Consider the following 19,039-nt stretch of genomic DNA (forward strand, 5'->3'; position numbering starts at 1 on the left):
TCTGTTCCGATATCGGTCGGGTCCGGCCGGAAAGGCATGCCGAGTTCGCGATCACGCCGGTCATAAGACGGTCCTGTTCTGCCACCTCTCGCCAATACCGGCCATGCCGAGGCCGGACTGTGACCTTGCGCCCTAGCGTCCTTCTCCTGGCGACCGGCCATGACCCACCGTGACCGACTAGGGAAGAGGATCCACCCCCGTGGCAGCGCACCGAAAGCCCAGACAGCGCACGCTCACCGGCCCCGCCGGCCGTACCGCCGCCACCCTCGCGCTCGCCGGAGCCGCGACCGCCACCGCCCTCGACGGCGCCGCACACGCCGAGCCCCAGCTCACCGCTGCCCAGGTGAAGGCCGAGGCCGACGCGTTGTACGAGCAGGCGGAGACCGCCACCGAGCGGTACAACGGCACGAAGGTGGCGGCGGACAAGGCCCGTACCGCGCTCACGCGGCTGCGGGACGAGGCCACGCGCAGGACGGAACGGCTCAACAGCTCGCGCAACGCGCTCGGTTCGATCGCCTCCGCGCAGTACCGGGCCGGTGGGCTCGACCCCGCCGTACAGCTCGCGCTCAGCTCATCGCCCGAGGAGTACCTGGAAGGCGCCTCGCTGGCCGAACGGGCCGGTTCCCGGCAGGCCGCCAGGATCACCGCGATCCGCAAGGAACTCGCCCGGATCGCCGAACTGCGCACCCGGGCCGACGGGCGGCTCACGGAGCTGAGGGCCTCTCAGTCCGAGCTGGCCCGGCACAAGTCCGCCATCCAGGAGAAGATCGGCTCGGCCCAGCGGCTGCTCGACCGCCTCACCGCGCCGCAGCGTGCCCAGTACGGCCAGGGGCAGGACGGCCGGGCCCCGGGCGCCGCGTCCATGGCCCCCGGTGCGGTGCGGGCGCCGAACGCCCGTGCCGCCGCGGCCGTCGCCTTCGCCTACGGGGCGATCGGCAAGCCGTACGTCTGGGGCGCGACCGGCCCCGGTGCCTTCGACTGCTCCGGGCTCACCCAGGCCGCCTGGCGCTCCGCGGGCGTCGCCCTGCCCCGTACCACCTACACCCAGATCAACACGGGACAGCGGGTCTCACGCGGCGATCTCGCCCCCGGCGACCTGGTGTTCTTCTTCTCCGGCATCAGCCATGTGGGGATCTATGTCGGCGGCGGGCAGATGGTGCACGCCCCCCGGCCCGGCTCGGCGGTCCGGCTGGCGCCGATCGACCAGATGCCCTTCGCCGGCGCGAGCCGGCCGGCCTAGAGACACCGGCCGGACCGGGCCGGAAACGCCGGCCGCAGCAGCCCCGAAAAGTTCTCACGGACCCTGCTTAGCCGAACGGCCCACGCCGGAGTGCCGGTTCGCCCTCCCCGGGTCACTATGGCAGCAGTATCCCGTCTGCCCTGAAGGGGGAGCCGTGAGACGTGCCACCGCCGTCAGAGGAACGGTTCTCGCCGTGGGCGCCGTTCTCGTCCTGGCGCCCGTCGGCCTCACCCCCCGGGGGTGCGGCGATCTCTCCGGCGGCCGGCTCTGTATCGAGGGCCCGGTGGGCGGCGCGGGACCGTTCACCGTGCGCTATGTCCAGTACCCGGGCCACCCCAGTGTCGCCGTACGCCTCGGCTACCAGCGCAAGGACGACCGCATCACCGCGTTCCCCGGCTGGCTCGGCACCCAGCAGACATGGCACGGCCGCGCCGAGCAGACCGGCAGCCTCGACACCGCGGCGGGTGAGTGCATCCGCGGCGTGATGGAGCACCGGGACCGGACGTACGTCACCGAGTGGCACTGCTCATAGAGCGGACCTCGCGGACCTCGCGGAGTCGGGGAGTCGCGGAGTCCAGGAGCCTCAGACCAACCGGCGCGCCGTCGCCCACCGCGTCAGTTCGTGCCGGTTGGAGAGCTGGAGCTTCCTCAGTACCGCCGAGACATGGGACTCCACGGTCTTCACCGAGATGAAGAGCTGCTTGGCGATCTCCTTGTACGCGTACCCGCGCGCGATGAGCCGCAGCACCTCGCGCTCGCGCTGCGTCAGCCGGTCCAGGTCCTCGTCCACCGGCGGCGCGTCCGTCGAGGCGAAGGCGTCCAGGACGAAGCCGGCCAGCCGGGGCGAGAAGACCGCGTCGCCCTCCTGGACCCGGAAGATCGAGTCGACCAGGTCCGTGCCGGTGATCGTCTTGGTGACATAGCCGCGGGCGCCGCCCCTGATCACCCCGATCACATCCTCGGCGGCGTCCGAGACCGACAGCGCCAGGAAGCGCACCGGATTCTCGCCCGCCCCCATCATCGGCGCGCAGCGGCGCAGTACCTCCACCCCGCCGCCGCCCGGGAGATGGACATCGAGGAGCACGACCTCGGGCCGGGTGGCCGTGATGACGGTGACCGCCTGGTCGACATCGGCGGCCTCGCCGACGACCTCGACGCCCGTTTCCTCCGTACGGCCGATCTCGGCCTGCACTCCGGTACGGAACATCCGGTGGTCGTCGACGAGCACGACCCGTACGCGCCGGCCGTCCCCTGTCGCGCCGCCGCTCTCCGCACCGGTCGCCCCGGCCTGTGCGCCCTCGCTCATGGTCTCTGCCCCTCGCCCTAGTCGTTCATCGGTCCGTACGGGTCCGGCCCGTACGGACCCGTGCACGCCGTACGCCCGTAAGCGCCCGTCCTCAGTCTGCCCGTTCCATCTCCAGCTCGACCTCCGTGCCGTTGCCGGGTACCGACCGCAGCCGGGCCGTGCCGCCGTTGCGCTGCATCCGGCCGATGATCGATTCTCGTACGCCCATCCGGTCGGCGGGCACCGCGTCCAGGTCGAAGCCGGGGCCGCGGTCCCGTACGGAGAGGAAGACCGTACGGCCCTCCACCTCCGCGAAGACCTGTACCGCGCCGCCCTCGCCACCGTACTTGGCGGCGTTCACCATCGCCTCGCGCGCGGCCTGCATCTGCGCGGCCAGCTTCTCGTCGAGCGGGCAGTCGCCCACGACCACGACCTCGATCGGGACCCCGTGGTAGTCCTCCACCTCCGCCGCCGTGCGCTTCACCGCCTCGGCGAGGGTGGTGGGTTCGTCCTCCTCGTCCTTGCCCGTGCCCTCGGGTTTGTAGAGCCAGGCGCGCAGCTCGCGTTCCTGGGCGCGGGCGAGCCTGCGGACCTCGCCCCCGTCGTCGGCGTTGCGCTGGATGAGCGTGAGGGTGTGCAGCACGGAGTCATGGACATGCGCGGCGACCTCGGCCCGTTCCTGCGCGCGTATGCGCATCAGCCGTTCCTCGGAGAGGTCCTGCGTCATCCGTACGAGCCAGGGCCCGGCGAGCAGCGCGACTCCGGCGACGACCGCGATCGCCCCCGTCAGAATGTTGCCGAACTGGGCCGTCGCGCCACGCACCACCATGAAGACGGCCAGCCCGAGGCCGACCAGCGCGACGCCCGCGAAGCCGCGGGCGAGCTGGAAGATCCGGCGGCGTCTGCCGACCTCGGTCCAGCGGGCACGGCGGGCGTTGTCCGCCTGCCGCCAGACCAGGACGACTCCCGCGCCGATCAGCAGGGTGGGCCAGATATAGCGGTCGGCCTGGCTGCGGCCCAGATTGACGTTGCCGACGAAGACGGACGCGCCGATCAGCAGCGCGATGAGGGCGAAGATCTGGCCCTTGTCGGGTTTACGGAGCCGCCGCCGGCCGTCCGGGCTGATCTCGAAGAGGGAGCGCGGCTGGCTCGCCGTACCGCCGACACCGAGCGGTACGACGATCCAGAAGACGGCGTAGAGCAGCGCGCCGAGGCCCTCGCCGAAGAAGAGGCCGAGGAAGACCAGCCGTACCCAGACGACGGGCAGCCCCAGATGCCCGGCCAGCCCGCGCGCGACACCGCCGAGCATCCGGCCGTCCGCGCTGCGGTAGAGCTTGCGCGGGGCCTGTTCCTCGGGCACCGGGGCGCGGGGGGCTGAGGTCGCGGCGCGTGGCGGGGCGGCTGGCATGTCATCGATGGTCACATGGCGCGGTGTGCGGGGACATCAGGGTCGGGCCCCTGAGGCAACCCTGATCCCTCGGGGATACCTCGGGGACACCTGGGGCGATGTCCGAAGGGGTCCAGGGTGGTGTCGGCTCTGGTACCTAGGGCGAGTCCTGGCCAATATCAGGGACAGACCGGGGTCGGGGCCGCTTGGAGCCCCCGCCCCCGCGCCGTCACCATGGACGTATGACCCAGCCGCCCCCCGCGCCGCCCGCCGCGCCGCCCCCGGCATCGGCCCCAGGCCCCGGCCCCGCGCCGTCTCATACCCTCGCCCAGGACCTGCGGCGCAGCCCCCGGCAGAAGATGGTCGCCGGGGTGTGCGGCGGCCTGGGCCGGTACTGCGACATCGATCCGGTGATCTTCCGGATCGTGATCGGGGTGCTCACGGTGACCGGCGGCATCGGGCTGATCTTCTACGGCTTCGCCTGGCTCCTGATCCCGCTGGAGGGCGAGGACGAGAACGAGCTCCGCAGGCTGCTGTCGGGCCGGGTCGACGGCTCGTCGCTGATCGCGGTGCTTGTCGCGCTGGTCGGCTGCGGACTGCTCCTGTCGACGCTGGGCAACGACGGCACGCTCTCCTTCGCCGTGATGCTGTCGGTCGCGGTCGCGGGCTCGGCCGTCTGGTCGCAGCGCCGCCGCCTCATCGCCTCCGACGGCGCCACCGCCGCCTCCGCGCACGCGCACGCGGCGCCGGAGGCGCCCCCCGAGACCATGGCGCCGCCGACGCCCGGCGGCACCTCTTCGTGGTGGCGTGACCCGATCGTCAAGGACGGCACCACGGGCCGCTCCGCCGACGCTTCCTATCTGTGGGGTCCGCGGGAAGCCGCCGAGGAGCGTACGGGTCGGCGCGATGGCGCGACCCCGCTGCTGAAAGGGGTGCCACGCCCCCGGGGTCCGCGCGGGATCGGCGGCACCGTACTCCTGCTCGCCCTGCTGGCGGGCGGGCTCGGCACGGGCCTGACATGGGACAGCCGGCCGTTCGGTACGAGCCTGGAGATCGGTCTGGCCGCCGCGCTCGCGGTCTTCGGTCTCGGAATGGTCGTCAGCAGCTTCCTGGGCCGTACCGGCCTGGGCACGATCTTTCTGGCGGTGGTCACGGCCGGGCTGCTCGCGGCGAGCGCGGCGGTGCCGAAGGACATCACCACGGACTGGGGCCGCAAGCGGTGGACGCCTGTGTCGATCGCGTCCGTGGAGCCCCGGTACACGCTGGGCTCCGGTATCGGCACCCTCGATCTGGGCGGTCTCGCCGTGCCCGAGGGGCAAACGGTCCGTACGTCCGCCGAGGTGGGCGCCGGGCAGCTCAAAGTCGTCGTACCGGAAGGAGTGACCGTGAAGGTGCGCGCCACGGCCGGTCTCGGGGACGTCCGGCTCCCCGGGGAGCCGCCGAACGATGTGGACATCTCCCCGGACCAGTCACGCGAGCGCACGCTGTCGCCGCGCGCCGGGTCCGCTCCGGCGGGCACTCTGGAACTGCTGCTCGAAGTCGGCCTCGGCCAGGTGGAGGTGACCCGTGTTGCTTCATGACTTCAGGCCGGGACGGCTGCTCATCGGAGTGACGGCGCTCGGCACGGCCGCCGTCTACGCGGGCGACAGCGCGGGCGCCTGGCACACACCGTGGTACGTGGCCTTTCCGCTGGTCTTCGGCGGCCTCTTCGTGGCATCCGTCGTGGCCTGGACCCACTACCGCATCGGCCGCCGCCGGGCGGCCAGGGCCGCGTCCAGGGAGAACATCGGCGCACCGGCCAGCACCAGCGGAAGCCAGGCCATCAGATAGGCGAGGTCATTGCCGTAGTAGTACGGCGTGCTCTGCCAGCTGACCGTCAGCCACAGGCTCAGCGAGATCAGCGCGCCGCCGAACGCGGCGAGCCGGGCGAGCACTCCGAACAGGGTGCCCAGGCCCACGGCGAGTTCGCCGATGGCGATGGCGTATCCGAACCCCGAGGGGCTCTTGAGCGCCAGATCCACCAGCGCGGGGACGGCCGAGCTGTCCCGGACGGCCCGCATCATCTCGCCGACGGATCCCGCGCCGGTCGCCGAGAAGAACCCGCTCTGGGTCAGTTTGTCGATCCCCGCGTAGATGAAGGTGACGCCGAGGAAGATCCGCAGCGGCAGCAGCGCGTGGCGCGAGGCGTTCTCGCGCCACCCCGTCCGCTCGCCGCCGAGCCGCCCATAGGTGTCCGTCCGGTAGCCGTGCGTCATCGCCGGTCCGCCTCTCCGTGTCCCGCGCCGTTGCCGCGAGGGCGACTGTCCCCGCGTGCCTTGTCCATGCATACGCAGCAGGACACGTCCGGCACTCAGTGAACCAGCCAACAGCCTGTCGGAATCGGACAGTCCTCAACAGACCTTGAACGGTATGCGGCCGGATACGTTCACTACCTGACCCGACCGTTCATAACGCTCGTGATCAATACACCTAGTCCATGACCTCGACGATCACACGGTTGGTCTCGATTCCGGCCGCCGTCACCACCTGCACCTCGACGGGGCCCGGCTCCACATCCACCGGTACGGGCACGGTGAGCGAGGTGTCCGACGGATTGGCGAAGCCGCCGGGGACCGGCACCAGCGGGACATGGACATGGACCGCGCCGATCCTGACGACCATCCGGGCCAGCCGGTCCGGGGTGCCCGCGCCCGGCGGTACGAAACCGGCCCCGCGGATCTCGATGTCGTCGCCGGTACGGATCGGGGCGTCCAGATCGCCCGCCTCCCTGGCCCGTACGACCGACAGGACGACGGGCCTGCCGCCCTCCGCGTACTTCCCCGCGAAGTAGGTGGCGGCGGAGACCGCGACCAGCAGCGCCAGCGCCCAGGGCAGATCGGGCAGTTGCTCGGGCCGCCGGGCCAGCCGGACCGCGGAGAAGACCACGGCGACCGCGCTCACCAGCGTGTACTGCACATCCGTGAAGCTGCCGCGCCCGGCGTCGTCGCAGAGCAGATCGGCCAGTCGAGGCCGCTCCGCCCGTACCTTCTGGAGCCGCTGGCCGAGGACCCGTACGGCCACCACCCGGCGGACGACCACGGCGATGGCGCACACCACGGCCAGTACGGTCACCAGGCCCGCGCCCCGGGCCAGTTCGAGGCCGGCGATCAGCTCGTCGCGCCGGCCGGGGCCGGCGGCGCCGGCCAGCTGGAGCGCGAGGACGAGCACGGAGAAGACGGCGAGCAGGACCCAGGCGGAGGCGACGGTCCGCGAGGTCGACAGCCGGTTGTCCTCGCCGATCAGCGGCGCGAGCAGCCCGCCGCGGCTCCGGTGCAGCCGGGCGGCGGCGGTCAGCAGCCCGGCGACGACCAGGGCGGCGAGCAGTCCGGCCGTACGCGCGAGCGTCCAGCCGGCCCCTATCGCGGTCGCGCACTGGACCAGCGCGAGCAGGACGACCCCGCCCCACACCATCAGCAGCGTGCGCCGCCGGACGGCGTGCAGCCAGGCGTCGCCCGCCTCCCGGCTGCGGTCGGCCACCGCGTTGGCGGACTGGGTGAGTTCGTCGGAGACCCACTGGCGGGAGGCCCCCGCCGAGTGCGCCACCGCGGCGGGCAGTCCCTGTCCCGCGGCCAGTTCGTCCCGCTTCACCAGGAACGCGGCCACCGCCCGTCGGTGCCCCTCCCGCGCTCCGTGCGGGCAGTCCCCGCACGTGCAGCCTCCGCCGTGCGCGCCCTGCCTCGCCTCTTGCACCGCCACGCCGAACGCCGCCTTCCCCGCCCCGTCCACCGAACTTCCTTGCAACGCAAGGGAATTCTGCCGCACGGAGGGCAACCCGCGTGCCGTAGAGGCGGCCCGGGCGGGTGACAACAGCGTTACGGTGTTGACGCCGGAGGCGCCTGGCCCGTCACTCCCACTCGATGGTGCCCGGCGGCTTGCTCGTCACATCGAGGACCACGCGGTTGACCTCCGCGACCTCGTTGGTGATCCGCGTGGAGATCCGCGCCAGCACCTCGTACGGCATCCGCGTCCAGTCGGCGGTCATCGCGTCCTCGGACGAGACGGGCCTGAGCACGATCGGATGGCCGTACGTACGCCCGTCGCCCTGCACACCCACGGACCGCACATCCGCGAGGAGGACCACCGGGCACTGCCAGATGTCCCGGTCGAGCCCGGCCGCGGTCAGCTCCTCGCGGGCGATCGCGTCGGCCTCGCGCAGCAGATCGAGCCGTTCGCGGGTGACCTCGCCGACGATCCTGATACCGAGGCCGGGGCCCGGGAAGGGCTGGCGCTGGACGATCTCGTCCGGCAGCCCCAGCTGCTGGCCGACCATCCTGACCTCGTCCTTGAACAGCTTGCGCAGCGGCTCGACGAGCTCGAACTCGATGTCGTCGGGGAGCCCGCCGACATTGTGGTGGGACTTGATGTTGGCGGTGCCGGTGCCGCCGCCCGACTCGACCACGTCCGGGTACAGCGTGCCCTGGACGAGGAACGCGACGTCCTCGCCCTCCGCGCCCGCCTCGGCGACGATCTCGGCCTGCGCCTGCTCGAAGACCCGGATGAACTCACGGCCGATGATCTTCCGCTTCTGCTCGGGGTCGGACACCCCGGCCAGCGCGGCGAGGAACCGCTCCTCGGCGTCGACGACCCTGAGCTGTACACCGGTGGCGGCGACGAAGTCCTTCTCGACCTGCTCGGTCTCGCCCTTGCGCATCAGCCCGTGGTCGACATACACGCAGGTCAGCTGGGAACCGATGGCCTTCTGTACGAGGGCGGCGGCCACGGCCGAGTCCACCCCGCCCGACAGCCCGCAGATGGCGCGCTTGGTGCCGACCCGCTCACGGATGAGGGCGACCTGCTCGTCCACCACATTGGCGGTGGTCCAGGTCGGCTCGATCCCGGCGCCCCGGTAGAGGAAGTGCTCCAGGACCTGCTGGCCGTAGGTGGAGTGCATGACCTCGGGGTGGTGCTGCACCCCGTACAGCCTCTTCTCGTCGTTCTCGAACGCGGCGACGGGGACGACATCGGTGGAGGCCGTGACGGTGAACCCGGCGGGCGCGGCGGAGCAGGCGTCGCCGTGCGACATCCAGACGGACTGCTCGGCCGGGGTGCCCTCGAAGAGGGTGGAGCCGGTCTTGGAGACCCGCAGCTCCGTACGGCCGTACTCGCGCGCGCCCGTGTTGTCGACGGTGCCGCCGAGCGAGGTCGCCATCAGCTGGAAGCCGTAACACATGCCGAAGACGGGGACGCCGGCCTCGAAGAGCGCGCGGTCGACGCTCGGGGCGTTCTCCGCGTACACGGAGGACGGGCCGCCGGAGAGGATGATCGCCCGGGGGTTCTTGGCCAGCATCTCGGCCACCGGCATCGAGGACGGGACGATCTCGCTGTAGACCCGTGCCTCGCGCACGCGGCGGGCGATGAGCTGGGCGTACTGCGCGCCGAAGTCGACGACGAGTACGACGTCGGGAGCGGCGGCGGGGGGTGCTGCTGGCACGGGGGCGGCCTTCCGGCGGTGATGGAACGATGAACGAACGTGGGATGTCGTGCTGCCAATTCTAACGGGGGGCGCGTACCGGCCCGGGACGCCTTCTCGTCTCACCATCCGAACCCGCGTTGCCGCGCGCGGGTGCGCGGGGTCCATACTGTCCGTATGCACACGCAGCTGACCTTCGTCTTTACCTATGGCACCGGCCCGTCCGGCTGCCATGGTCGTGCTGCTTGAGCTGACAAGCGACCTCCCAGGCGCCCCGGGCCGACAAGGCCCGGGGCGTCTGTCGCGTTCGGGGCCCTGTGGCCGCCGGGGCGTCCGACTCCCGACCACTCCCCGAGAAGGAACCCCGCATGACCGTCACGGAGAACACCGGCGCCCGTACCGAAGAGGCCGCCACACTCATCGCGGACGCGCGCGAACGCGTCGACGCGCTGGACGACCGGATCATCGGTCTCGTCCAGGAACGGATGGCGGTCTCGGCCGTCATCCAGGACGCCCGGATCACCTCCGGTGGCCGCCGCGTCAATCTCTCCCGCGAGATGGAGATCCTCGGCCGCTACCGCGAAGCCCTCGGCAAACCGGGTACGGCGCTGGCGATGACCCTGCTCGAACTGAGCCGGGGCCGTGTCTGAGCCGGGCCTGAACCCTGTCGGGGCCGGGCCGCGTCCCCTGGCCTGCCGCATCTGAGTTCGGGTGCCGCTCTCACCCGTACGGCGCGTGACCGGGTCCCGCGAGCCTTCGTTGGACCGTGCGTCCGTGCCCAGCCAGGGGCGGCGAGCGTGCAGGAAATGTTGAGGAAGGCCACGCGTGGCTCCGCCGGGGCGTGCGACGTACCGCAGGTGCGTCGTGGGACCTCGCCCCGGTGTCCGTGACCGGTCGGCAGGGGACAGCAGCCCGGTCACCCATGGGCGGTCGGCTCCGGGGACGCCCGGAACCGACCGCCCTTTCGCGGTCCTGAGCGCTCCGGGCGCTCCGAGCACTCCGAGCGCTTCGGGCGCTTCGGACGCTCATTTCTGTGAAATCCCTGTGACACAGGCCACTTAAAGATTCTGTGAAGAACGCGGCAACCATTCCCACACGTCACAGGTCTTGCTTGCGAAAACAACGGCCTCGCCTGTGAACCCCACGTCTGGGAAGGCCCCACGACTCGCACCGCCCCGGCGGTGTGCCGTACTTCGCTGAGGTCTTCATGAAGCTCCGCCGTGCCATGGCCGTCGCCGCCGCGACCGCCGTCATAGCCCCCGCCGCCTTCTTCTCCGCCCCGGCCGCTTTCGCGACCGACGGGGAGAGCACCCCGCCGCCCGCCACGAGCGACGCCCCCCGGGCGCCCGGGGCCCCCGAGCCCACCGGGTCGGAGACCACCGGGGCGAGCGTGCCCCCGCCCGCCACCGGCGAGACCCCCGAGGCCCCGGAGGCGGGCGATGAGGGTCCGCGCTCCGACGAGGAGACCCCCGCGCCCGGAACGGAAGCCTTCGAGGCGGAGGGTACGAAGCCCGCCAAGCCGACGCCCACGTCGACCGGCGTGGCGACGGAGCCGGGCGACGAGCCCAGCGACGGCCCGGTCGAATGCGTCGAGACCGACGAGGGCATCTTCGACGACCAGCTCAGGACCAGCCTCTCCGGACTGCCTGAGCGCGTGGTCGCGGGCAGCGGCTTCCAGTCCTTCGAGCTCAATGTCTCGAACAAGGGCGAGCACGACTACGAGCGCGTCGACCTCGGTGTCTTCGCGTTCCAGATCGACGAGACGTCCTGGGACCTGAGCACCGGTTATCTCACGCTCCAGTACAAGGACCCCGAGTCCGGCGTCTGGACGCCCATCTCCCTGGGCGAGGACGACGAGGGCTCCGGCTATCTCGGCTACACGGACGTCAAGGCGAAGGAGTCGTTCTCCGTCGACCTGCGTCTGAGCGTGGCCAAGTCCGCCCCGGCCGGGCTCGGTTACGCCTTCAGCGTCGGTGTCTACGCCGACGACGAGGGCAACTGCGTCTCCTCGGGCGACGAGTCGTTCTACGAGTTCGAGATCGTCGCCGCCGGTACGGACCCGGGTGACCCGAACGAGGCCAAGCCCCAGGAGGGCGGCAAGAAGCCCATCCCCGCCAAGCCGGCCGGCAACATCGAGATCAAGCCGCAGGGGCACCTCGCCGAGACCGGCTCGTCCTCGGTGGTTCCCGTCATCGGCATGGCCGGTGGCATCGCCATCGTGGCGGGCGCCGGAGTGATGTTCGCGATGAAGCGCCGCAGGAGCGACGCCGCCGCGTAACGCGCGACAGCGACGCGCACGCACGCACACGCACACGCACAACAAGACGCCACGTCACACAGAGGCCCAGTGAGGCGCTGCACTCGGAGGGGGGTGCAGCGCCTCGCTGCACCCCGCCGTACCCCGGCGCACACCGCCGTACGCCGCCCGCCGTCACGCCCGCTTCGGCGGGACCTTCGGCATCGCCACGAACGGCAGCCGCAGCGCCCCGAACGCCTCCTCCGGCACCGCCGGGAACACCGGCGCGACCGGAGCCTGTCTGACGTACGCGGCCCCCTGCTCGGGACGGGGGTCGGGCTCACCCTTGTTCGGCCAGAACGACATCGCGCGTTCGGCCTGGGCCGTGATCGTCAGGGACGGGTTCACCCCCAGGTTCGCCGAGACCGCGGAGCCGTCGACCACCGAGATGCCGGGGTGTCCGTACAGCCGGTGGTACGGGTCGATCACGCCCTCCTCCGCCGAGGCTCCGATGGCACAGCCGCCCAGGAAGTGCGCGGTCAGCGGCGTACCCATCAGCTCGCCCACATTGCTGCCCGCGAAGCCGTTGATCTCCTCCGCGATCAGCGTCGCGGCCCGGGTCGCCTCGGGTATCTGCTTCGGGTTGGGGGCGCCGTGCCCCTGGCGCGCGGTGAGCAGCCCCTTTCCCACGCCGCCCGGTTTCCGGTAGGTCGTCAGGGAGTTGTCCAGCGACTGCATGACGAGACCGATGATGGTCCGCTCCGACCAGCGGCGGTTGGAGAGCGAACGGAGCAGCAGCAGGGGGTGTCCGGCCGCGTTCCCGAGCCAGCTCCGCACCCGCCGTTCGCTGTACGGCACCTGAAGGAGCGTCAGCAGGCCCATCGCGTTGGAGCCCTTGCCGTAGCGCACCGGCTCGATATGGGTGGTGTCGTTCGGATGGATCGAGGACGTGATGGCGACGCCCCGCGTGAAGTCGGCCTTCGACGCGCCGTGCCGCGCGCGGTAGCGCCGGTTGTCGGTCTGCGCGCCCACCAGGGCCTCGGAGTTGCTCCGGGTCAGCTCGCCGAGCCGGGCCGACAGGCGCGGCAGCAGTCCTCGGTCCCGCATGGTGTGCAGGAGCGTCTGAGTGCCGTACGTACCGGCGGCGATCACCACCCGGCGGGCGCGCAGCACGCGCGCCCTGCCCTTCTGGCGGCCCTTCCCGCGCACCCGCGTGGGTACCGTCGTCACCCGGAAGCCGCCCTCCCCGTCCTCCGTCACCGCGACGACCGAGGTCATCGGGTGGACGACCGCCCCGGCGCGCTCGGCCAGATACAGATAGTTCTCGTTGAGGGTGTTCTTGGCGCCGTGCCGGCAGCCCGTCATGCACTCGCCGCACTGCCGGCAGGCGTTGCGCGAGGGGCCCGCCCCGCCGAAGTACGGGTCGTCCACGGCCGCCCCGGGCCGGGTCCTCGCCGTACCGTCGGCGTCCTCGCCGTCCCCGAAGAAGACCCCGACCGGCGCGAGATGGAAGCTCTCACCGACGCCCATCGCCTCGGCCACCGCTTTCAGATGGACGTCAGAGGGGGTCATGGCCGGGTTGAGCCGTACGCCGAGCATCCGGCGCGCCTGGTCGTAGTACGGCTTCAACTCCTCCTGCCAGTCGGTGATGGCGGCCCACTGCGGGTCGTCGAAGAACGCGGCGGGCGGTACGTACAGCGTGTTGGCGTAGTTGAGGGAGCCGCCGCCGACCCCGGCGCCCGCGAGCACCATCACATTGCCGAGGAGATGGACGCGCTGGATGCCGTACAGGCCGAGGGCGGGGGCCCACAGATAGTTCTTGAGGTCCCAGGAGTTCTTGGGGAGGGTGGCGCGGGTGAAGCGGCGGCCCGCCTCCAGGACGCCGACGCGATACCCCTTCTCGGTCAGCCGCAGCGCGGAGACCGACCCGCCGAAGCCGGAGCCGACGACGATCACGTCGTAGTCGTATGTGGCGTCGTCGTACTGTCCGTCGCGGCCGTCGCGCACCGCGTCCTGATGCTGGGCATGGCTGTCCTGTGCCACTGGCTCTCCTCATTGAGAACGACCGTGTGCTGAACCACCGCGTCACGAACCACCGCGTCACGGACTACCGCAGCCGCAGTGCCTTCATGATCCGCAGACTGCGGCTCATGAGAGCCGCGTGCCTCTCGTCGTCCATCCCGAAGGACGGCGCCATGGGCAGGATCCGCTGCTGGGCGACCGTCTGGGCCTCGGTGAACTTGAGGATCCCCTCGGCGCCGTGCCGCCGGCCGAGACCGGAATCCTTCATGCCGCCCATCGGCGCCCGCACGCTGCCGTACGCCGGCGCGTATCCCTCGTTGATGTTGACCGTGCCCGTGCGCAGCCGGGCCGCGACCGCGTGGCCGCGCCGGGAGTCCTTCGTCCACACGCTCGCGTTGAGGCCGTACGGCGTGGCGTTGGCGAGGCCGATCACCTCGTCCTCGTCGCTGAACCGGTAGACGGAGACGACCGGGCCGAACGTCTCCTCCGCGCACACCGCCATCGGCGCGTCGACCCCGTCCAGGATGGTCGGCTCGTAGAAGAGCGGCCCGATATCGGGCCGCGCGACCCCGCCCGCGATGACCGTGGCGCCCTTGGCGACGGCCTCCTCGACATGGCGGGTGACCGTCTCCAGCTGGCGTTCGCCCACCAGGGAGCCCATGTCGGCGCCGTACGCGAGGGAGTTGCCGAGCCGCATGGCCTTCGTACGGGCGGCGAACCGCTGGAGGAACACATCGGCGACCGAGTCATGGACGTACAGCCGCTCGATGGAGATACAGAGCTGTCCGGCGGAGGAGAAGCAGGCGCGCACCGCGCCCGCCGCCGCCTTCTCCACATCGGCGTCCGCGAGGACCAGCATGGCGTTCTTGCCGCCGAGTTCGAGCGAGACGCCGACGAGCCGGTCTGCGGCTCCCCTGGCGACCTCGCGGCCGGTACGGGTCGAACCGGTGAAGGACACATAGTCGGCGTGCCTGACGACCTCCGGGCCGATGACCGGGCCCTCGCCGAGCACCACCAGGAACACCTCGGGCGGCAGCCCGGCCTCGATCAGCAGATCACGGGCCCACAGCGCGGTGAGCGCGGTCTCGGTGTCGGGCTTCATCACGACGGCGTTGCCCGCCACGAACGCGGGCAGCGCGTCGCCCGCGGACAGCTCCAAGGGGTAGTTCCAGGGCGCGATCTGGCCGATGACACCGCGCGGCTGACGCAGCTCGGTGACCTTCGTCAGGGTCGGTACGACGCCGGTGTGGCGCTTCGGCCGCAGATATGACGCCGCGGCCCGCCCGTAGTGCCGGGCTTCGACGGCCAGCCCCTGGACCTCTTCGTGCGCGTGCAGCCTGGCCTTGCCGGTCTCCAGCTGGATCAGATCGAGCACCTCGGCCTGGCGCTCCAGCAGGAGATCGTGGAAGCGCAGCAGCACCGCGGCCCGCTGCCTGATGGGCAGCGCCGCCCAGTGGGGCTGGGCCGCGCGGGCGCGCTCGAAGGCCGTCACCACGTCCTCGGGCGTGGACTCGGGCAGCTCCGCCAGCCGCTCCCCGGTGAAGGGGGCGTGGTTGGCGGTACGGCCGGAGCCCACGACACCGCGTATGAGCCGGGCGACCACCTCGGGGGTGACCACATCGGCCGCGGTGCGCACTCCGGCCGGAGCGGTGGCCACCGGATTGGTGCCGAGGGAGCCGGAGGGGGCGGCGGAGGGGGCGGTGGATGCCTGCGAGTCCGTCATGGGCCGAGCGTATGCCGCATCCGAAACTTTGGATACCCGGCGGTAACACCCTCGTTGCCCTTGCTGCCCTTGCTGTTGCCCATGCGGCCCTCGCTGCCCTCGTCGCTCAGGACTCCTCGACGACAAGATGATCGACGACGTCCGAGAACAGTTCCTCGCCGTCCCGCACGGCCGCGCCCTCCGCGGGCATGGCCACCCTCAGCCGCAGATAGGTGTTGTCCTTGCCGGGGATGACCAGTTCGTGCCAGCGGTGGCGGACGGGAAAGTCGTCCGAATCGCTGTAGTCGGTGAAGTCGGTGACCGTCTCGAAGCCCGGTTTGCCCTGGTGCTCGACATCCTTGGTGGTGACCTCGGCGTCCTTGATCTCCGTACCGTTCTTGCCACCGCGCTCGTAGTGCCTCTGCCAGACGTCCGCCTTCGGTTCCAGCAGATCGTCGTCCGGCAGCTTCTGCTGCCGCTCGATGAAGATGCCGAAGACGCCACTGGGGTCGTAGTACGTGACGCCGGTGTCATCGGTCGTCTGCTCGCGTCGGTAGTCGCTGGGCACCCCGACGTTCGCGCGGAGGATCTCCTTCTCCGGACGGACCCCCCAGCCCTCCGGGAGCTCGCCGCCGCCGAAGGGGTTGGCGAGGATCAGTACGAGGGCGACGGCCACGGCCAGCACCCCCGCGCCCAGCCCGTACCGCGCCGGACGGCTCCGCCGAAGCACCGGCGGTACCCAGCCGCCGAGGCCCGTGGGAACGGGCTCGGCGCCGCTCCCCGCGTACGGCCGGGCCGCGGCCGACGGGCGCGCCTCCGACTCCAGGATCGCCCGGATCTCCGCCGAGTCCGGCCGCGCCGCCGGGTCCTTGCGCAGCAGCCTCATCACGAGCGTGCCGAACGCCCCCGCCCCGCGCGCGGGCATCTGCGGCTCCGCCGACAGCACGGCCTGGAGCGTGGCCGGGACGTTGGAGCGGCGGTACGGCGACATGCCCTCGACCGCCGCGTACAGCACGACACCGAGCGACCACAGGTCCGACTCCGGCCCCGGCTGCCGGCCGAGCACCCGCTCGGGCGCGATGAACTCGGGCGAGCCGACGAACGCGCCGGTCTCGGTCAGCCCCTGCTCGCCCTCGACCTGCGCGATCCCGAAGTCGCTGAGGACGACCCGGTCGCCGCGTCCGAGGAGCACGTTGTCCGGCTTGACGTCACGGTGCAGTACGCCCTTCTCGTGGGCCGCCGTGAGCGCGTCCAGTACGGCGAGCCCGATCCTGGCCGCCTCGCGCGGGTCGAGCGTGCCCTCCTGGAGCCGGTCGGCGAGCGACTGACCGCGCACCAGCTCCATCACGATCCACGGCTTGGCGTCCTCGATCACCACATCGTGCATGGTGACGACGGCGGGGTGCTCGATCCTGGCGGCGGCACGGGCCTCTCGCCGCATCCGCAGATACACCCGGTCCCGGTCGCGGGCGCCCACGTTGTCCGGGACCCGCGGCTCCTTGATCGCCACCTCGCGGTCCACGACCTCGTCGTGTGCCAGCCAGACCGTGCCCATCCCGCCGTGTCCGAGCCGGGAGACCAGCCGGTAGCGGTCGCCGAGCAGACGGCGGGCGGCCGGGTCGGCCGAGTGGGCGGCGGCCGGCGCGGGGGCCGACGCGGCGGCCTGTGCGGCTGCCGGTGTGGGTGCCTGCGAGTGTTCCGGGTGGTGCGGGTGTTCCGGGTGGTGCGGGTGGTGCGCGGCCTGCGTGGCCGGATATCCGGCCTGTCCTGCCGGCTCGGCGGCCTGTGGCGGCGCTTGTGACGGCACCTGCGGCGGTACCTGTGGCGCGCCCGGCGGCCTCAGTTCGTAACTCGTGGGCTCGTTCACCCGTCCCCCGTCGTCGGTCATGTACTCAGGGCCTTTCGAATTCCGGCCGCGATCGCGCGGCGTTATCACTGGCCCGTATCGCTCGGTGGCGCCTGCCAGCTGCGCAGTACGGCGTCGAACTGCTTGCGCGTCGTCTCCCAGTCCTCCTCGGGACCGGCCATATAGATCGCGTACTCCGTACCGCTGTCGTCGGAGAAGTAGATCTGGTCGATCGCGTGCCGCTTGCCGGGCTGCCCGGTCTTCTCGGTCCAGGTGAACTCCCAGAGAGCGGCCTTCGCCTTGTCGCGGTAGGCGTTGGGGGCCAGTTCGAGCCTGAGGTAGTCCGGAAACTTCTGGACGGTCTTCTCCATGCTCAGCAAGTGCAGATACGGAGTCTCGAAGTCGGGTGAGCCGATGCTGATCCGTATGAGATGACGGCCGTTGTCCGGAGTGAAGTCGATCTGGTCGCCGCTCGTCCGGCGTTCCCAGCCCTCGGGGACGTTGAGGCTGAAGCCCTCCTCGGCCTCGACACGGGTCCAGCCCTCGGGCGCGGTCCCGCCGCCGGCGTCTCCCGCACCCGCCGTATCGCCCGCAGCGCCGTCGGCCGTGCCACCGTCCGCCGTGGTGTCGTCCGCCGCACTGTCCTTTGCCGGGACGTCGTTGGCGGACCGGCCGCCCGCGCTGTCGGCGGAGGCACCGTCATCGGCGTACTTCAGCGCGGCGAAGCCGATGCCGCCGCCGAGGACCGCCGCGACGACCACGGCCGCCAGCGTCGTACGCCAACGGCCCCGGCGGCGGCCGGTGCCCGAGGGCGCGGCCGACTGCGCGGGGAGCGTCGGGGAGGAGCCCGGAGCGGAGCCGGTGGCGACATGTGCCGGGCCGGTGGTGGCGTAGGCCGGGCCGGTGGTGGAGTACGCCGGGCCGGTGGCGACAGGCGCGGTGCCGGACTCGGCGGACGTGACGGACGTGACGGACGGTCCGGCGGGCGGCGGCTGCGAGGCGGCCGACTGCCGCTCCCCGTACGGGAGATGGCGCGTCGTCGCGTGCTCCTCCTCCCCGGCGGCCGTCCGGCCCTCGGACACATCGCGCAGCATGCGCACGGTCCGCTCGGCGTCGGGCCGTCCGTCCGGGTCCTTGCGCAGCAGCCCGGCGATGACGGGCGCGAGCGGACCGGCCTGGTCGGGGTGGTCGGGCTCGTCCGTCACCACGGCCTGCATGGTGGTCAGCGGTGAACTCCGGCGGAACGGCGAGACCCCCTGCACCGCCGTGTAGAGCGTCGCCCCGAGCGACCAGAGGTCGGAGGCGGGGCCGGGATCGCCGCCCCGTACCCGCTCGGGCGCCAGATAGTCGATGGAGCCGACGAGTTCACCGGTCCTGGTGATGGTCGAGTCGCCCTCTATCGCCGCGATCCCGAAGTCGGTGAGCAGCACCCGGCCGTCGCGCGCGAGCAGGACATTGCCCGGCTTCACATCGCGGTGCAGCACCCCGGCCGCGTGCGCCGCGCGCAGCGCGTCGAGGACCGCGAGACCGATCCTGGCCGCCTCGCGGTAGTCGACCGGGCCGGACTCCTTCGCGGCGTCGGCGAGCGAGGGGCCGTCGACGTACTGCATGACGATCCAGGGCCGGCCGTCGTGCTCCAGCACATCGTGGACGGTGACGACACCCGGGTGGCTGATCCGGGCCGCGGCCCGCGCCTCCTTCTGGGTCCGCTGGTGCAGTACGGCACGGTCGGCCTCGGAGACATAGCGCCCCGCCGTCAACTCCTTGATGGCGACGACCCGGTGGAGCACTTCGTCATGTGCCCGCCACACCTTGCCCATGCCGCCGCGGCCGATGCACTCGGCCAGTCGGTAACGCCCGGCGAGCAGCGGC

14 protein-coding genes are annotated in these 19,039 nt (G+C 71.7%); 5 read left to right on the forward strand and 9 right to left on the reverse strand.

What is annotated here, in order from left to right:
- Nucleotides 1-199 precede the first annotated feature (199 nt).
- The gene (locus AB0M67_RS30875) at nt 200-1,240 is read left to right on the forward strand and encodes an NlpC/P60 family protein (protein WP_365750854.1); all 1,041 of its coding nucleotides are present in this window, start codon (nt 200-202) and stop codon (nt 1,238-1,240) included.
- A gap of 154 nt (nt 1,241-1,394) precedes the next feature.
- Nucleotides 1,395-1,772, forward strand: coding sequence for a hypothetical protein (locus AB0M67_RS30880; RefSeq protein WP_365750855.1), 378 nt, complete (start codon nt 1,395-1,397; stop codon nt 1,770-1,772).
- Between the two features lie 51 nt (nt 1,773-1,823).
- On the opposite strand, the gene AB0M67_RS30885 is transcribed toward AB0M67_RS30880, so the two are convergent.
- Together AB0M67_RS30885 and AB0M67_RS30890 are read right to left on the reverse strand one after the other, a co-directional pair.
- Nucleotides 1,824-2,546, reverse strand: coding sequence for a response regulator transcription factor (locus AB0M67_RS30885; protein ID WP_365750856.1), 723 nt, complete (start codon nt 2,544-2,546; stop codon nt 1,824-1,826).
- A gap of 91 nt (nt 2,547-2,637) precedes the next feature.
- Nucleotides 2,638-3,933, reverse strand: coding sequence for a PspC domain-containing protein (locus tag AB0M67_RS30890; RefSeq protein ID WP_365750857.1), 1,296 nt, complete (start codon nt 3,931-3,933; stop codon nt 2,638-2,640).
- A gap of 221 nt (nt 3,934-4,154) precedes the next feature.
- Here AB0M67_RS30890 and AB0M67_RS30895 point away from each other — a divergent pair, with 221 nt between their 5' ends.
- Nucleotides 4,155-5,492, forward strand: coding sequence for a PspC domain-containing protein (locus tag AB0M67_RS30895; protein ID WP_365750858.1), 1,338 nt, complete (start codon nt 4,155-4,157; stop codon nt 5,490-5,492).
- Nucleotides 5,493-5,648: 156 nt separating this feature from the next.
- Here AB0M67_RS30895 and AB0M67_RS30900 read toward each other — a convergent pair whose 3' ends face one another.
- The 3 genes from AB0M67_RS30900 to guaA all read right to left on the reverse strand — a co-directional run bounded on the left by AB0M67_RS30900 (nt 5,649) and on the right by guaA (nt 9,382).
- Entirely contained in the window at nt 5,649-6,167 is a 519-nt protein-coding gene (locus tag AB0M67_RS30900) for a DoxX family protein (RefSeq protein ID WP_365750859.1), read from the reverse strand.
- Nucleotides 6,168-6,381: 214 nt separating this feature from the next.
- Entirely contained in the window at nt 6,382-7,647 is a 1,266-nt protein-coding gene (locus tag AB0M67_RS30905; protein WP_365750906.1) for a hypothetical protein, read from the reverse strand.
- 148 nt (nt 7,648-7,795) lie between these two features.
- A complete protein-coding gene (gene guaA / locus AB0M67_RS30910) occupies nt 7,796-9,382 on the reverse strand; it encodes a glutamine-hydrolyzing GMP synthase (protein WP_365750860.1) in 1,587 nt (528 codons plus the stop codon).
- Nucleotides 9,383-9,678: 296 nt separating this feature from the next.
- On the opposite strand from guaA, the gene AB0M67_RS30915 reads away from it, so the two are divergent.
- Nucleotides 9,679-10,011, forward strand: coding sequence for a chorismate mutase (locus AB0M67_RS30915; protein WP_365750861.1), 333 nt, complete (start codon nt 9,679-9,681; stop codon nt 10,009-10,011).
- 557 nt (nt 10,012-10,568) lie between these two features.
- Nucleotides 10,569-11,639, forward strand: a complete 1,071-nt coding sequence (locus AB0M67_RS30920) for a hypothetical protein (RefSeq protein WP_365750862.1) — start codon at nt 10,569-10,571, stop codon at nt 11,637-11,639.
- 153 nt (nt 11,640-11,792) lie between these two features.
- Here AB0M67_RS30920 and AB0M67_RS30925 read toward each other — a convergent pair whose 3' ends face one another.
- From AB0M67_RS30925 to AB0M67_RS30940, 4 genes are all read right to left on the reverse strand, one after another.
- On the reverse strand, nt 11,793-13,604 hold the full coding sequence (locus AB0M67_RS30925; RefSeq protein WP_365750907.1) for a GMC family oxidoreductase: 1,812 nt from the start codon (nt 13,602-13,604) through the stop codon (nt 11,793-11,795).
- Between the two features lie 100 nt (nt 13,605-13,704).
- Nucleotides 13,705-15,342: a succinic semialdehyde dehydrogenase gene (locus AB0M67_RS30930; protein WP_365750863.1), complete on the reverse strand. Its 1,638-nt coding sequence runs from the start codon at nt 15,340-15,342 to the stop codon at nt 13,705-13,707.
- A gap of 106 nt (nt 15,343-15,448) precedes the next feature.
- Nucleotides 15,449-17,209 (reverse strand): serine/threonine-protein kinase, encoded by a 1,761-nt coding sequence (locus tag AB0M67_RS30935; RefSeq protein WP_365750864.1) that lies wholly within the window; start codon nt 17,207-17,209, stop codon nt 15,449-15,451.
- 44 nt (nt 17,210-17,253) lie between these two features.
- Entirely contained in the window at nt 17,254-19,035 is a 1,782-nt protein-coding gene (locus AB0M67_RS30940; protein WP_365750908.1) for a serine/threonine-protein kinase, read from the reverse strand.
- Nucleotides 19,036-19,039: the final 4 nt, after the last annotated feature.

This window comes from Streptomyces sp. NPDC051662, assembly GCF_040681655.1.
GTDB lineage: Bacteria > Actinomycetota > Actinomycetes > Streptomycetales > Streptomycetaceae > Streptomyces.